This window comes from Cupriavidus necator (assembly GCF_016127575.1).
Taxonomy (GTDB): domain Bacteria; phylum Pseudomonadota; class Gammaproteobacteria; order Burkholderiales; family Burkholderiaceae; genus Cupriavidus; species Cupriavidus necator_D.
Genome location: NZ_CP066018.1, coordinates 1,930,928 through 1,945,075 on the forward strand (window position 1 = coordinate 1,930,928; position 14,148 = coordinate 1,945,075).

Sequence of the window (14,148 nt, forward strand, 5' to 3'; positions counted from 1 at the left end):
GAATTGAATTGGCGCCCGCAGGGCCGAGCCTTACCCTGCCGGTAAAGAGGCGAGTGCGGCCACCGGTCCGGCGCGACGGAAGGTCGCCAGCGTGCGCGCGCGGCGATCGCGTGCATAACCATGGCGGGAGAGGGATCCGTGAACACTGCTTTCCATTGGCGCGGCGCGCTCTGGCTGGTCTGCGTGATGACGCTGGCCGCCTGCGGCAAGGACAAACCGGCGCCCAGCGCACCGCCCGCGGCCGAGGTCGGCACCATGACGGTGGCGCCGCGCGATGTGCCGATCGTCTATGACTTCGTCGGCCAGACCCAGAGCTCGCAGCAGGTGGAGATCCGCGCGCGCGTCAATGGCTTCCTGGACCGGCGCGTCTATACCGAGGGCGCGGTGGTCAAGGCCGGCGAGACCATGTTCCTGATGGATCCCAAGCCTTTCGCCGCGGCGCTGGATGCGGCCAATGCCGAAATGGCGCAGCAGGTGGCGCGGCTCAAGACCGCCAATGCCGACCTGGCGCGGGTGCGCCCGCTGGCCGAGCGCAACGCGCTGAGCCAGCGCGACCTGGACGACGCCGTGGGCAAGCAGCAGGCCGCCGCGGCCGCGGTCGAGGCGGCCCGGGCCAATGTCACCAATGCCAGGCTGAACCTGGGCTATACCACGATCAAGTCACCGGTCACCGGCGTGTCGAGCTTTGCCAAGAAGCAGGCCGGCAGCTATATCGATCCGTCGAACAGCCTGCTGACCTACGTGGCCAAGCTCGACCCGATGTGGGTCAATTTCAGCCTGTCCGAGAACGAGGTGCTGTCGTCACGCTCGGAGCAGGAGTCCGGCGCGCTCAAGTTCCCGCCCAAGGGCGCCTTTGACGTGGTGATCGTGATGGCCGATGGCAGCCAGTTCCCGCATCACGGCAAGATCACCTTTGCCGATGCCTCGTTCAGCGCCGAGACCGGCACCTACATGATCCGCGCCGAGGTTGCCAACCCTGACGGCACGCTGCGCCCCGGCCAGTTCGTGCGCGTGAAGCTGCATGGCGCCGAGCGCACCAAGGCCGTGGCGGTGCCGCAGGAAGCCGTCATCCAGGGCCCGCGCGGGCAGATGGTGTGGGTGGTCGGCGCGGACAACAAGGCCCACCAGCGCGTGGTCGACGTGGGCCAGTGGACCGGCGACAACTGGGTGATCCGCTCCGGCCTGAAGCCGGGCGAGCGCGTGGTCGTCAGCGGCGGGCTGCGGCTGGCGCCCGACGCGCCGGTCAAGGCCACCGAGGTAGCGTCCGGCCAGAAGCCCCCGGCGGGTGCGGCGCCCGCCAGCGCACCGGGTGCGCCAGGCGCGTCATCCCCCGCCCAGGCCAAGAGCACGCAGAGCGCGGGGAGCAAGCCATGAAGCTTGCCCACTTCTTCATCGACCGACCCATCTTTGCGTCGGTCCTGTCCATCATCATCGTGGTGGGCGGCCTGGTCGCGCTGACCAAACTGCCGATTGCCCAGTTCCCGGACGTCACGCCGCCGTCGATCACGGTGACGACTCGATACCCCGGAGCCAGCGCGGAGGTGGTCGCCCAAAACGTAGCGGCGCCGATCGAGCAGCAGGTCAACGGCGCGGACCGGATGATGTACATGAACTCGACGAGCTCCTCGACGGGTGACCTGACCTTGACGGTGTATTTCGAGATCGGGACCGATCCGCAACTGGCGCAGGTAGACGTGCAGAACCGGGTCAACCTGGCGCTGCCAACCCTGCCTGAAGCGGTCACGGCCCAGGGCGTTTCCGTGCAGAAGCGTTCTTCCGCGTTCATGATGGTGATTGCCATCTTTTCGCCGGACAACAGCTACGACCAGACCTTTGTCGGCAACTACGCCAACATCTATGTGCTGGATGCGCTCAAGCGCATTCCCGGCGCCAACCAGTCAGCGATCTTCGGCAATCCGGACTACGCCATGCGGCTCTGGCTGCGGCCGGACCGGATGGCGTCGCTGGGCATTACCACGGAAGACGTCAAGAACGCTGTCAGCGCGCAGAACCAGCAGTTCTCCGCCGGCCGTATCGGACAGTCGCCGACCACCGATCCCGTCCTGCAGACGTTCCCGATTGCGACCAAGGGCCAGATGACCGAGCCCGCCGAGTTCGAGAACATGATCCTGCGCGCGCAGTCGGGCGACGCCGCGCTGGTGCGGCTCAAGGACATCGGCAGGGCTGAACTCGGCGTCAAGGATTATTCGCTGCGCAGCCGCTACAAGGGCAAGACCGCCACGCTGCTGGCGGTCTACCAGCAGCCGGGCGCCAATGCGCTGGACGTGGCCAAGCAGGTGCGCGGCACGCTGGCGGAACTGAAGAAGTCGTTCCCGCCCGGGCTGGAATATGAGGTTGCGCTCGACACCACCGAGTTCGTGAACGAATCGATCAACGAGGTGGTGCACACGCTGCGCGATGCGGTGATCCTCGTGATCCTGGTCGTCTACCTGTTCCTGCAGAGCCTGCGCGCAACCATCGTGCCGATCCTTGCCGTGCCGGTGTCGATCATTGGCGCCTTCGTCGGCATGAGCATGTTCGGCTTTTCGGTCAACATGCTGACCTTGTTCGGGATGGTGCTGGCCATCGGCATCGTGGTCGACGACGCGATCGTGGTGATCGAGAACGTCGAGCGCAACATGGTGGAGTTCAAACTGCCACCAAAGGAGGCGGCCAAGCGTGCCATGGACGAGGTGAGCGGCCCCGTGGTTGCGATCGTGCTGGTGCTGCTGGCGGTATTCATCCCGGTGGCGTTCCTGTCCGGCATTACCGGCCAGCTCTACAAGCAGTTTGCCGTCACCATCGCGGTGTCGGTGGTGTTGTCCGGGGTGGTGGCGCTGACCCTGTCGCCGGCGCTTGCGGCAATCCTGCTCAAGCCCGGCGAGCACAAGAAGAACCGGTTTTTCCAGTGGTTCAACAATTCGTTCGATCGCCTGATCCAGGGGTACGACAAGTCGCTGCAGGTCGTGATCAGGCGGACGGTGATCTCCATCGTCATCATCCTTGTCATGATCGGGGTGAGCGTGCTGATGTTCGTGCGGATACCGTCGTCGTTCCTGCCGGTGGAGGACCAGGGCTATCTGTTCGGTGCCGTGGTGATGCCGGATGCGGCCAGCCTGGACCGCACCGGCAACCTCTCCTCCCGTGCCGAGGCCTGGTATGCCAAGCAGCCCGGCGTCAGCTCGGTGGCGTCCGTGGACGGGTACAGCCTGATCGATTCGCAGAACAAGGCCAATGCTTCCACCTTGTTCATCACGCTGAAGGGCTTCCATGACCGCAAGGAAGGCGAGAGCGCGGCGGATCTGATCGCCAAGGCGAAGAAGGAGTTTGCGAGCTACCAGGACGGTGTGACCATTCCGATCAACCCGCCCTCGATCCCGGGCCTGGGAACGACCGGTGGTTTTGAGTTCTGGCTCCAGAGCACGGCGGACGGCACCTACCAGCAGCTGGAGGAGCGGGTGCATGCCTTTATCGCCAAGGCGCGGCAGCGGCCGGAGCTGACCGGGATCAATTCCACTATCAACACGCGCTCGCGCCAGTTGCTGGTGGAGGTGGATCGCGAACGCTCCGAAACCCAGGGCGTGCCCGTCGAGCAGGTCTATTCCGCGCTGCAGACCATGTTCGGTTCGCTCTTCGTCAGCCAGTTCCCGAAGAACAGCCGGCTGTTCCAGGTGATCCTGCAGGCCGAGGCCGACTACCGCTCGCGTCCGGAGGATCTCGACAAGGTCTACGTGCGCAACCGCACTGGCGAAATGGTGCCGATCAAGGCGGTGACGACATCCCGGTATGTCCCGGGCGCCGATATCATGACCCGCTTCAACAATTTCCCGGCCGCCAAGATCATGGGCGATGCCGCGCCGGGCTACAGCTCCGGCCAGGCGCTTGCGGCCATGGAGGACGTGGCGCGGGAGGTGCTTGGCCAGGGCTACAGCTTTGCCTGGAGCGGACAGGCGTACGAGGAGAAGACTGCCGGGTCGACGGCAGCAATGGTCTTTGCCTTTGCCTTGCTGATGGTGTTCCTGATCCTTGCTGCGCAGTACGAAAAATGGACGCTGCCGTTCGGTGTGCTGCTGGCGGTACCGTTCGCGCTGTTCGGTGCACTGGTTGCCATCCTGTTGCGCGGCATGCAGAACGACGTCTACTTCCAGATCGGGCTGACGGTGCTGATTGCGTTGGCGGCGAAGAATGCCATCCTGATCTTTGAGTTCGCGGTGGAAATCCGGCACAAGGAAGGCCTCAGTGCCTACGACGCGGCCTTGCATGCGGCCAGGCTGCGCCTGCGCCCGATCATCATGACCTCGCTCGCCTTTATCCTCGGCTGCGTGCCGCTGGCGATCGCCAGTGGCGCGTCGGCGGCCAGCCGACAGTCGCTGGGCACCGGCGTGATCGGCGGGATGCTCGGCGCCACGGTGATTGCGCTGTTCTTCATCCCGATGTTCTTCTGGGGGCTGGAGGTGATGTCCGAGCGCAAGCCTAAGCCCAAGGTCGGGGCCGCAGCCACCACGCCACCGGCCGGAGAACCGTCATGAGCGCGCGCCACCGGCTGGCCGGTGCCTGCCTGGCCGCAGCGCTGGGCGGCTGTGCCATCGGCCCCAACTATGAGCGCCCGGCCACGCCCGAGCCGGCGCAGTACCGCATCGATACCGGCGTGCTGTCGGTGGCCGCGGACAGCGCCTGGTGGGACAGCTTCGGCGACCCGGTGCTGAACACGCTGGTCGAGACGGCGCTGCGCAACAGCTACGACGTGCGCATCGCCGCGGCCCGCATCGATGAGTTCCGCGGCCAGCTGATGGTGGTGCGCTCGGGATTCTTCCCGCAGGTGAACCTGTCCGCGGCGGCAACGCGCCAGCGCGCCGGCACCTTCAACGGCACGCCGTTCGCGTCGCTCGATGGCCCGCGCAACTCGTACCAGCTGCTCGCCAATGCCAGCTGGGAGATCGACCTGTGGGGCCGCATCCGGCGCCAGGCGGAGTCCGCCGAGGCCAGCCTGTGGAACGCCGAGTACGCGCGCCGTGGCGTGGTGCTGTCACTGGCGGCATCGGTGGTGCAGGGCTACGCCACGCTGCGCGGGCTGGACGCGCAGCTGGAGATCGCGCAGCAGACGCTGAAGGCGCGCGGGGCTGGACTGGATATCTTCCGGCAGCGCTATGAGGGCGGGGTGATCTCGCAGGTTGAGCTGTCGCAGGCCGAGAACGATTTCTACGTGACCGAGGCGACGATCCCGGTGCTGCGCAGCGGCATCGCGCAGACCGAGAACGCGCTGTCGGTGCTGCTGGGCCGCGAGCCCGGGCCGATCGAGCGCGGCAAGCCGGTCAATGAACTGCAGCCGCCGCCGGTGGGTGCGGACCTGCCAGCCGCGCTGCTGTCGCGCCGGCCTGACGTGCTGCAGGCCGAGCAGTCCGCCATTGCCGCCAATGCGCAGCTGGGCGCCGCGCAAGCGTTGTACCTGCCGGCCGTCAACCTGAGCGGGCTGTTCGGCGCCATTGCCAGTTCGCCGGCCGGGTTGTGGCATAGTGCCTCGCAGGTGTGGGGCATCGGTGCCGGCCTGACCCAGCCGATCTTCCAGGGCGGCGCCATCCGCGGCCAGGTGCAGACCGCCTCGGCACAGCGCGAGCAGGCCATGCTGGCCTACCAGGGCACCGTGCTGTCGGCCCTGGCCGACGTCAACAGTGCACTGTCCAACGGCATCGAGACCCGCAACCGCCTGGTCAGCCTGCGCCAGCAGGAGAAGAGCCTGGTGGTCTATGCCGACCAGTCGAGCGCGCGCTACGAGGGCGGCTATTCCAGCTACCTGGAGGTGACCACGGCACAGGAGAAGCTGTTCGCCGCGCAGCTGTCGGCGGTGCAGGGGCAGGTGGACGTGCTGACCGGCACCGCGGCGTTGTACAAGTCGCTCGGCGGCGGCTGGCCGTCGGTGCCGCAGGACGTCAGGGAGGCGGGGATGCAGGGGGATGCGAAGGTGTTGAGGCGGTAGGACGAAGTGCTGGCGCAATTGCCAGGCGCTAGCGCACCGCGTGCGCCGGAATTCACTGCCACCTCTCGCGGACGCTCCCCTCTCCCGCGAAGTGGGAGAGGGGTGGGGGAGAGGGCCGGAGTGTCCACGAAGTGCAGCGCGTCGGTATGCCAGCGCCTGCCCTCACCCCCAGCCCCTCTCCCGCAAGCGGGAAAGGGAAGCAAACCGCAGGCGTTGAAATGCGCTCACGCCACTGACCTCACCGCGCCGACCACTCCCCCTGCCTGACCCCCAGCGCCGTGACCACCCCATAGGCCGTAATCCCCAGCGCCACCCCCAGGAAGTGTCCGTCCAGCCCCATCCCGAACACATTGGCCAGCAGCCAGCCGCCGCCCACCGCCAGCGCGATCCGGCACAGCCCTGCGGCCACCGGCCAGCGCATGCGGCCCGCGCCCATCGAGGCAAAGTACAGCGCCATGCCCAGGCCGAAGCTGCCGAAGGCCGGCCCTACCCATGACAGCGCGCGCGCGGCGATGGCGATCACTTCGGGGTCATGGGTGAACAGGCTGGCAAAGCGCACCGGCGCCAGGCCCACGGCAATGCCGGCGGTGCCGGCGATGGCCAGCGCCAGGAACGCGCCGACCCATGCCGTGCGGCGCGCGGTATGCCAGTCGCCGGCGCCCACGGCGCGGCCGACCAGTGCGGTCAGCGCCGAGCCCACGCCAAAGGCCAGCGGGATCATCAGGAATTCCAGCCGCGCCGAGATGCCATAGGCCGCCACCGCCGCGGTGCCATGGTGGCGCAGCTGCGCGGTGACCAGGATGGTGGTCAGGTTGGCCACCGAGGCCAGCGCGCACGCCACCAGGCCCACCGACAGGATGCGCGCGAACAGCTCCCACGACGGCCGCACCCGCAGCACCGGCACGAAGCCCGCGCCGCCGCGCGCCACCACGATCGCCATCGCCAGCGCCGCGGCCCACGACACCGCCGCCAGCGCGGCGCCGATGCCGGCCAGCCCCATGCCGGCAGGCTCGGCCAGCAGCCACGACAGTGCGGGGAAAGCGACCCACATCAGCGCCAGCACGCGTGCGGCCAGCGCATGGCGGCCGCCGCCGCGCAGCACCGAGGCCAGCGTATTGGCCAGCCACGCCGGAATGGCGCCGACACCGAACAGCCAGATCGCATAGCTGGCAGCGGCCTCCGCCGCCGTGGCGCCGGCCACCGCGCCCAGCACGCCGCGCGGGAAGCCCGCCAGCACCACCGCAAAGGCCAGCCCGGCGGTCACTGCGATCAGCAGCGCGTGCATGACCAGCGAAGACGCTTCCTCGCGCTTGTTGGCGCCAAGCGCGCGGGCGATGGCCGCGACCACGCCGCCGCCCATCGCTCCGGTCGACATCTGCTGCAGTAGCAGCGCAAACGGCAGCACCACCGCCCAGCCGGCCAGCGCCGCCGTGCCCTGGCGCGCGGCCAGCCAGGTTTCGATCAACTGGGCCACGGCCTGCAGCACGGCGATCAGCGCGGTCGGTCCGGCCAGCTTGCCGATGCGGCGCGCAATTTCAGTGGCCGGTACCGCCTCGGCGGGCAGGGCGCCCGCGGGCAATGTGCGCGTGTCAGTCATGGCGGGCCTCCCCTGGCTCGCCAACGGTCCCGGCCTCGCCAAAGCGCTGCCGCAGGAAGCGGCCGGCACCGGGGCCGGGCAGGACACGCAAATCGTCCAGCGTGATCGCGCTGCCGTCGGCGCGCGCCAGCGCCGGCTCGGCAATCTCGGCGCCGGTGCGGCGGTCCTGCAGCAGCGTCAGCGGACCCTTTTCGTCGGTCATCCAGCGGTCGGCCCAGGCCTTGAGCGCGACATAGGCCGGGAAGAAGTCGCGGCCCTTGTCGGTCAGCTGGTAGACGTGGCGAGCGCCGCCCTCGGGCGTTACGCGGGCCAGCAGCCCGTGCGCCACCAGCGTCTTCAGGCGCGCGCTGAGGATGTTGGGGGCGATGCCCAGGTTGCGTTCGAACTCGTCGAAGCGCGTGCTGCCGTAGAAGGCCTCGCGCAGCACAAGGATGGCCCAGCGTTCGCCCAGCACGGCCATGGAGCGGGCCACGGGGCAGGGCATCGAGGTGAAATCGGTAGGGGGCATGGTCTCCGCCGTTCTGGTCCTGTCGACTTGCTTGCAAAGTGCAAGTTTTCTGGAGCATAGCTTGCAAAACGAAAGTTTGCAGGGCTGGTTGCGACCCTGAGTCCGGAAAGCGTTCGTTCACCGGCCAGCGGTGCCGGCTACGCCACCGCGTCGCGGAACACTTCAAGCTTGTCCAGTTCCTCTCGCAGGAACCCGATCAGCGCGCGGGTGGCCATCGACGGGTGCAGGTTAGGCGTGGTGATGATGAAGAGCTTGTTGCCCAGCCCCTCCGGGCGCCAGTCGGGCAGCACCGGCACCAGCCGGCCGGCGCGCACTTCCTCCCAGCCGATGTAGACCGGCAGCATGCCGATGCCGAGGCCCTCGCGCACGGCGCGCGCCAGGAACAGGAAGTTTTCCGACTGAAGCTTTGGCGTCAGCGCCACGTCCACGCGCTGGCTGTCGCGGTACAGCGACAGCGGGAACTGGCGCGGCGGGTATGGCGGGCACAGGAAGTTGCAGCCGGTCAGGTCGGGCGGCGCTTGTACTGGCGGGATGTCTGCGAGGTACTCCGGCGATGCATACAGTTGCCACCGGATGTCGCAGATTTCACGCGCCACGTGATCCAGCGGCGGCGCCGAGGTGACCTTCAGCGCGACATCGATCTCGGCCGCGATCAGGTCGTTGACGCGGTTGGCGAAGAACACGCGCAGCGTGATGCCGGGGTGCTTCCGCGCAAACTGCAGCAGCAGCGGCGCGATATAGGCATCGCCCAGCCCGGTGGGCACGCTCACGCGCACATGGCCGCGCAGGGTCCGGCCCAGGCTGTCGATCTCGGCCTGCGCCGAGGCCACTTCCTGCAGGATGCGCACGCCATGCTGGTACAGCGCATGGCCGGGCCCGGTCAGTTCCAGCCGGCGCGTGGTCCGGCGCAGCAGTTGGGCGCCGGCCTGGTGCTCCAGCTCACGCAGCTGGCGGCTGACCTGCGAGCGCGTCACGCCGCGGCGCCGGCCGGCTTCGGCCAGGTTGCCCGCATCGACGATGTCGACGAAGGCCTGGATCAGGTTGAGGTCCATCGGGGATTGCCTGCAGGATTGTCGCGTCTGGTGCAACATTGTGATTCCGATGCACCTGATTGTCGATCCACGGCTACGCCGATACAGTGGTCGGCTGACAGAACGGATCGCATACAGGAGACGACGGATGGCCACGGACCTCTGGTTTGAAGACATGCACCGCAGCGGCGAAGAATTGCTGGCGCGCGGCGCCCGCCTGGCCGGCGGCCTGCGCGCGCTGGGCGTGCAGGAGGGCGACGTGGTCGCCGTGCTGCTGCGTAACGATCCGGCCTATGCCGACGTGGTCCATGCCTGCCGTACCGCGGGCTGCTACTACTGCCCGATCAACTGGCACTTCACCGCCGAGGAAGTGCGCTTCCTGCTGACCGACAGCGGCGCCAGGGTGCTGCTGGTGCAGGCCGACCTGCTGCCCGCCGTGCGCGACGCCGTTCCGGCCGGCATGACGGTGCTGTCGGTGGGCGGCCCCGCCCAAGGCGCCATCGACTATGAAAGCTGGCTGGCGCAGCAGCCGGCCTACGACGGCCCGCGCGTGGCGCCGCGCGGCCATATGGCCTACACCTCCGGCACCACCGGCCGGCCCAAGGGCGTGGTGCGCCAGCCGCTGCCGCTGGACCGGCTGGAGGAACAGTTCGCGCGCATGCGCTCGGTGGTGAGGCAGACCTACGGCATCGAGCCGGGCTGCCGCACGCTGATGTCGGCGCCGCTGTATCACAGCGCGCCGGGCTCGTTTATCCAGAACGCGCTGCAGATGGCCGAACGCCTGGTGCTCACGTCGCGCTTTGATGCCGAGCAGGTGCTGGCGCTGGTGGAAAAGCACCGCATCGACGTGCTCTACCTGGTGCCGATCATGTACGTGCGCCTGCTCAAGCTGCCGCCCGAGGTGCGCGCCAGGTACGACCTGTCTTCGATCCGCTTCGTCGCCTCCACCGGCTCGCCGTGCTCGCCCGAAGTAAAGCGCGCGATGCTGGAATGGCTGGGCCCGGTCATCCACGAAACCTACGCCTCCAGCGAAGCCGGCATGATCACCGTGGCCACGCCGGCCGATGCCGCCGCGCGCCCGGGGACCGCCGGCAAACCGGTCGATGACGCGCAGCTGCGCATCCTCGACGAGAACGGCCGCCAGTGCGCGCCGGGCGAGATCGGCCTGGTCTACGTGCGCCAGCCGGCTTACCCCGACTTCAGCTACCGCAACAATGATGCCGCGCGCGCCGCCATCGACCGAGACGGGCTGGTGACGCTGGGTGACATGGGCTATGTCGATGCCGACGGCTACCTGTTTATCTGCGACCGCGCATCGGACATGGTGATCTCCGGCGGCGTGAACATCTACCCGGCCGAGATCGAGCATGAGCTGGTGCGCTACCCCGGCGTGGCCGACTGCGTGGTGTTCGGCATCCCCGACGACGAGTACGGCGAGCGCCTGCTGGGCATGGTGCAGCCGATGCCAGGCGTGGAGATCCGCGAGGCCGAGGTGATCGACTGGCTGCGCCAGCGGCTGTCCGGCTTCAAGGTGCCGCGCAGCATCGTGGTCGAGACGCAGCTGCCGCGCGATGAAACCGGCAAGCTCGCCAAGCGCCGGCTGCGTGACCGATACTGGGAAGGCCGCCAGCGCCGCGTCTGAGCGCGTGCCCGGCCTGGATCGATCACGACCGATAACAACAGGAGGAGACGCGATGCAGAACAAACCAAGCGGACGGCGCGCCTGGCTCGCCGCGATGGCAGCCGGCGCGGGGTGCGCGCTGGCCATGTGGGGCGGAGCCGCGCAGGCCGCCTATCCCGATCGCCCGATCAAGCTGGTGGTGCCCTACACCCCCGGCGGCTCGACCGACCAGTTCGGCCGCGCGCTGGCCGACGGCATGTCGCGCCAGCTGGGCCAGACCGTGGTGGTGGAAAACCGCCCGGGCGCGGCCACCATGATCGGCACCACCAGCGTGGCGCGTGCGCCGGCAGACGGTTACACCATGGTGCTGGCCACCAACGGCAGCATGGTGCTCAACCCGATGCTGTACAAGAAGATCAACTACGATCCGCCCAAGGATTTCAAGATCTTCAGCATCGGCGCCGAGGTGCCGCTGGTGGTGGTGACCAACAGCAAGGTGCCGGCCAGCAATATCCGCGAGTTCGCGGCCTACGCCAAGGCCGCGGGCGGCAAGCTCAACTATGGCTCGGTCGGCCTGGGCAACGCGCTCCAGCTGGCCACCGAAATGCTCAAGACCGAGCTGGGCATCAGCGTCACCCACGTGCCCTACAACGGCAGCGCCCCGGCGCTGTCGGCGCTGCTGGCCAACGACGTGCAACTGATGGTGGATGTGGTCAGCACCTCGCTGCCGCATATCAAGGCAGGCAAGCTCAAGGCGCTGGCGGTCACCGGCCGCACCCGGCTGGACGTGCTGCCCGACGTGCCGACCGTGGCGGAAGGCGGCTATCCCAACTTCCAGGCCGCCACCTGGTTCGGCCTGGCCGTGCCCGCGCAGACGCCGCCCGATGCGGTGGCCAGGCTGCAGGCCGCCGCTGCCCACGTGCTCAAGGACGCGCAGTTCCGTTCCACCTTCAGCGCGCTGGGACTGGTCGTGCAGGCGCCGCGCACGCAGGCCGAGATCGACCGCTATATCGAAGCCGACCGCGAGCACTGGGGCAAGGTGATCAAGGCCAATAACATTTCGTTGGACTGACTGGAAGTGCGGGAGCCGCCAGGGCCATGGGGTAAGCTACTGCTCGCCCCTGGCCTGGCAGGCCGCCGGTGACTTTCCCGTCACCGCCCGCGCCAAGCAGGAACAACCCGGCCGGGGCGGGCTCCAACCCGGAGCCGTTCATCAGGAGTCCGATTTGAAATTCCCCGTTGCCGGGCTGGCGCTTGCCGGCCTGCTGGGCGCCGCTGCCGGCGCCATTGCCGCCCCCGCTTCCGCCCCTGCCGCCAAACCAGCCCCCGCACCGGCCAAGGCCCAGGCCAAGGCCGAGAACAGCGCGCTGTCGCCGCTGCTGGCCATGCTGGAAATCGGCAACCCGCTGCCGGCCTTGCCGGATTGCGCCGACAAGCGCACGCCCGATGGCCGCGATGTCACCGGATTCTGTGTCGAACTGAAGGGCGATGGCCTGATGCGCCAGGTCGGCGTGCCGCGCGCGCAGCGCCCGTCCTTCATGGACGGCCCCTTTGTGCTGGCCTTTGTCGACCGCAACGCGCTGGTCGGCCTGGTGGTCCCGACCGCCGGCGCCAACTCGCAGCAGGCCGCGGCCGACAGCGTCAGCGCGCTGTACGGCAAGCCGTTCCGGCAGGAGCAGGTCGACATGCCCGACAAGGCTGGCAAGAGCATCAAGACGCTGCATGCCGGCTGGATGCACAAGCCGCTGACGGTTGAGCTCTACGCCATGCCGGAAGACCCCAACACCGGCACCATCGAAATGCTGCTGCCGCAGGCGCGCGTGCTGATGGCGGACAAGGATGCCGAGGTGGACAAGCAGCTCAATCCGGCCTCGGCGCCCGCGGCCAAGGGCGGCAAGGCAGCCGCCTCCAAGCCCGCGCCAAAGCCAGCCGCCAAGCCGGAGAAGCCTGGCAGCTGGTAACACTCCGCAGCAGGCGGCCTGCCCGCCTGCTGACCTGGCCTCAGAGCCCTTCCATCACCTTGTCCAGCCCCCGCACCACGCCGCGCACGGTGTGGACCTTGCGGATCGCCAGCAGCGCGCCGGCGACATAGGGCGTGGAGCCGTCGCCGGCCTCGTGCTTCAGGTGCAGGCGCTGGCCGTCGGCGCCGAAGATCACTTCCACGCCAAGCTGGTAGCCCGGCAGCCGCACCGCGTGCACCTGCGTGCCCGACATGGTGGCGCCGCGGGTTTCCTTCGGGCCCTTGACCTGGTCGACCGGCACCGCCTGCGCGGCGGCCTTGACCTGGCCGAGCCGGTAGGCCAGCTCGCGCACGGTGCCGGAGGGCACGTCGATCTTGCCGGCCTTGGCGTAGTCGATGATCTCCCAGTGCTCCAGGTGACGCGCGGCCATCTCGGCAAACTTCTGCAGCAGCACCACCGTGATGGCGAAATTGCCGCAGGCGAGCACGCCGCGGTCGGCCTGGCGCGCGGCCGCGTCGATCTCGGCATAGTCCTCGTCGGTCAGCCCCGAGGTGCCCACCACCACGTGCGTGCCGTGCGCCAGCGCCTGCAGGATGTTGTGCTTGGCGATGCCCGGCTTGGTGTATTCGACATAGACGTCGTAGGGCGTTTCCCCCAGGGCCTCGATGCTGGCGGCCGCCACGCCCGGCGTATCGGCATGGCCGGTCAGCTGCGCCAGAGGCTGCCCGGCGGCGCCGCGCGACAGGCCGGCCACCAGGGTCATGTCGGCCGCATGGGCCACGCCGCGCGCCAGTTCGCCGCCGGCCCAGCCGGTCACGCCGCCCACGGCGACACGGATCGGGTTGTTCATATTGTTGCTCCGCAAACGCTTGATCGGGTTGGCAGCATACCGCGTCAGCCGGCAGCGCGCCGGCGGTCGAGCTTGCGCGCGAGCACGATCGAGGTGGTGGTGTGGTTGACGCCGTCGAGCATGCCGATCTCGTCGAGCAGCCGGTCCAGGCGGTCGTGCGTGTCGCAGCGGATCGCCACCAGGTAGTCGACCGGGCCGCTGACCGAATTGACCTCTTCGATCTCGGGCAGGCGCTGCAGCGCGCGCAGGATCGCGGGCGCGGCCTTGGGCTGCACCGACAGGCCGCAATAGGCCAGGATGGCGTTGTCTTCCATGCGCTGCCCCAGCCGCACGCCGTAGCCGGCAATCACCCCGCTGCGCTCCAGCCGCGCGATGCGCGCGACCACGGTGGTGCGGGCGATACCCAGGTGCCGGGCGAGGTTGGCGGCGCTTTCGCGGGCATTGGCCTGCAGCAGCGACAGCAGGTGCCGGTCGGTGGTGTCGAGCTCGGTCATTACGTCGGGATGGTTCGTCGTTTCGTTCGATTATGGCGGGTTTTCGTCGTTCTTGTGGCTTCATTGTGTCGCGCTGGCTATCCATACTCCAGTCAACAGGACAACCTTTTCT

11 protein-coding genes are annotated in these 14,148 nt (G+C 68.4%); 6 read left to right on the forward strand and 5 right to left on the reverse strand.

The genetic code is table 11. From position 1 onward, the window contains the following. Window positions 1-138: 138 nt before the first annotated feature. The 3 genes from I6H87_RS09030 to I6H87_RS09040 are packed head-to-tail and all read left to right on the forward strand — an operon-like array spanning window position 139 to window position 5,974. On the forward strand, window positions 139-1,374 hold the full coding sequence (locus I6H87_RS09030; protein WP_011616123.1) for an efflux RND transporter periplasmic adaptor subunit: 1,236 nt from the start codon (window positions 139-141) through the stop codon (window positions 1,372-1,374). Continuing rightward, on the forward strand, window positions 1,371-4,529 hold the full coding sequence (locus I6H87_RS09035; protein WP_010812265.1) for an efflux RND transporter permease subunit: 3,159 nt from the start codon (window positions 1,371-1,373) through the stop codon (window positions 4,527-4,529). The genes I6H87_RS09030 and I6H87_RS09035 overlap by 4 nt, the downstream gene beginning before the upstream one ends. After that, window positions 4,526-5,974 carry an efflux transporter outer membrane subunit gene (locus tag I6H87_RS09040; RefSeq protein ID WP_010812264.1) on the forward strand — a complete coding sequence of 483 codons (1,449 nt, stop codon included), beginning with the start codon at window positions 4,526-4,528 and terminating at the stop codon, window positions 5,972-5,974. Before I6H87_RS09035 ends, I6H87_RS09040 begins: the two co-directional genes overlap by 4 nt. 238 nt (window positions 5,975-6,212) lie before the next feature. Here I6H87_RS09040 and I6H87_RS09045 read toward each other — a convergent pair whose 3' ends face one another. From I6H87_RS09045 to I6H87_RS09055, 3 genes are all read right to left on the reverse strand, one after another. Further along, on the reverse strand, window positions 6,213-7,571 hold the full coding sequence (locus tag I6H87_RS09045) for an MATE family efflux transporter (RefSeq protein WP_010809866.1): 1,359 nt from the start codon (window positions 7,569-7,571) through the stop codon (window positions 6,213-6,215). Next, window positions 7,564-8,079, reverse strand: a complete 516-nt coding sequence (locus tag I6H87_RS09050) for a winged helix-turn-helix transcriptional regulator (protein WP_010809867.1) — start codon at window positions 8,077-8,079, stop codon at window positions 7,564-7,566. Before I6H87_RS09050 ends, I6H87_RS09045 begins: the two co-directional genes overlap by 8 nt. A gap of 137 nt (window positions 8,080-8,216) precedes the next feature. After that, a complete protein-coding gene (locus tag I6H87_RS09055) occupies window positions 8,217-9,131 on the reverse strand; it encodes a LysR family transcriptional regulator (protein ID WP_010809868.1) in 915 nt (304 codons plus the stop codon). 127 nt (window positions 9,132-9,258) lie between these two features. Between I6H87_RS09055 and I6H87_RS09060 the strand changes: the two genes are divergently transcribed. The 3 genes from I6H87_RS09060 (at window position 9,259) to I6H87_RS09070 (ending at window position 12,692) form a co-directional block, all read left to right on the forward strand. Then, window positions 9,259-10,752 (forward strand): acyl-CoA synthetase, encoded by a 1,494-nt coding sequence (locus I6H87_RS09060; RefSeq protein WP_011616122.1) that lies wholly within the window; start codon window positions 9,259-9,261, stop codon window positions 10,750-10,752. A 52-nt stretch (window positions 10,753-10,804) separates the two neighbouring features. Further along, entirely contained in the window at window positions 10,805-11,803 is a 999-nt protein-coding gene (locus I6H87_RS09065; protein WP_010809870.1) for a Bug family tripartite tricarboxylate transporter substrate binding protein, read from the forward strand. Between the two features lie 154 nt (window positions 11,804-11,957). Further along, window positions 11,958-12,692: a hypothetical protein gene (locus tag I6H87_RS09070; protein WP_011616121.1), complete on the forward strand. Its 735-nt coding sequence runs from the start codon at window positions 11,958-11,960 to the stop codon at window positions 12,690-12,692. Window positions 12,693-12,732: 40 nt separating this feature from the next. Here the strand turns inward: I6H87_RS09070 and dapB are convergent, their stop codons facing one another. Both dapB and I6H87_RS09080 read right to left on the reverse strand, forming a co-directional pair. Beyond that, window positions 12,733-13,542: a 4-hydroxy-tetrahydrodipicolinate reductase gene (dapB, locus tag I6H87_RS09075; RefSeq protein ID WP_011616120.1), complete on the reverse strand. Its 810-nt coding sequence runs from the start codon at window positions 13,540-13,542 to the stop codon at window positions 12,733-12,735. Window positions 13,543-13,586: 44 nt separating this feature from the next. Next, entirely contained in the window at window positions 13,587-14,036 is a 450-nt protein-coding gene (locus I6H87_RS09080) for an Lrp/AsnC family transcriptional regulator (protein ID WP_010809873.1), read from the reverse strand. Between the last annotated feature and the right edge of the window lie 112 nt (window positions 14,037-14,148).

What these genes read in the sequence shown, in the direction of transcription:
- I6H87_RS09035 (WP_010812265.1), top strand. Translation starts at nt 1,371, where the DNA reads ATGAAGCTTGCCCACTTCTTCATCGACCGACCCATCTTTGCGTCGGTC.
- I6H87_RS09040 (WP_010812264.1), top strand. Translation starts at nt 4,526, where the DNA reads ATGAGCGCGCGCCACCGGCTGGCCGGTGCCTGCCTGGCCGCAGCGCTG.
- I6H87_RS09045 (WP_010809866.1), bottom strand. Translation starts at nt 7,571, where the DNA reads ATGACTGACACGCGCACATTGCCCGCGGGCGCCCTGCCCGCCGAGGCG.
- I6H87_RS09050 (WP_010809867.1), bottom strand. Translation starts at nt 8,079, where the DNA reads ATGCCCCCTACCGATTTCACCTCGATGCCCTGCCCCGTGGCCCGCTCC.
- I6H87_RS09055 (WP_010809868.1), bottom strand. Translation starts at nt 9,131, where the DNA reads ATGGACCTCAACCTGATCCAGGCCTTCGTCGACATCGTCGATGCGGGC.
- I6H87_RS09060 (WP_011616122.1), top strand. Translation starts at nt 9,259, where the DNA reads ATGGCCACGGACCTCTGGTTTGAAGACATGCACCGCAGCGGCGAAGAA.
- I6H87_RS09065 (WP_010809870.1), top strand. Translation starts at nt 10,805, where the DNA reads ATGCAGAACAAACCAAGCGGACGGCGCGCCTGGCTCGCCGCGATGGCA.
- dapB (WP_011616120.1), bottom strand. Translation starts at nt 13,542, where the DNA reads ATGAACAACCCGATCCGTGTCGCCGTGGGCGGCGTGACCGGCTGGGCC.
- I6H87_RS09080 (WP_010809873.1), bottom strand. Translation starts at nt 14,036, where the DNA reads ATGACCGAGCTCGACACCACCGACCGGCACCTGCTGTCGCTGCTGCAG.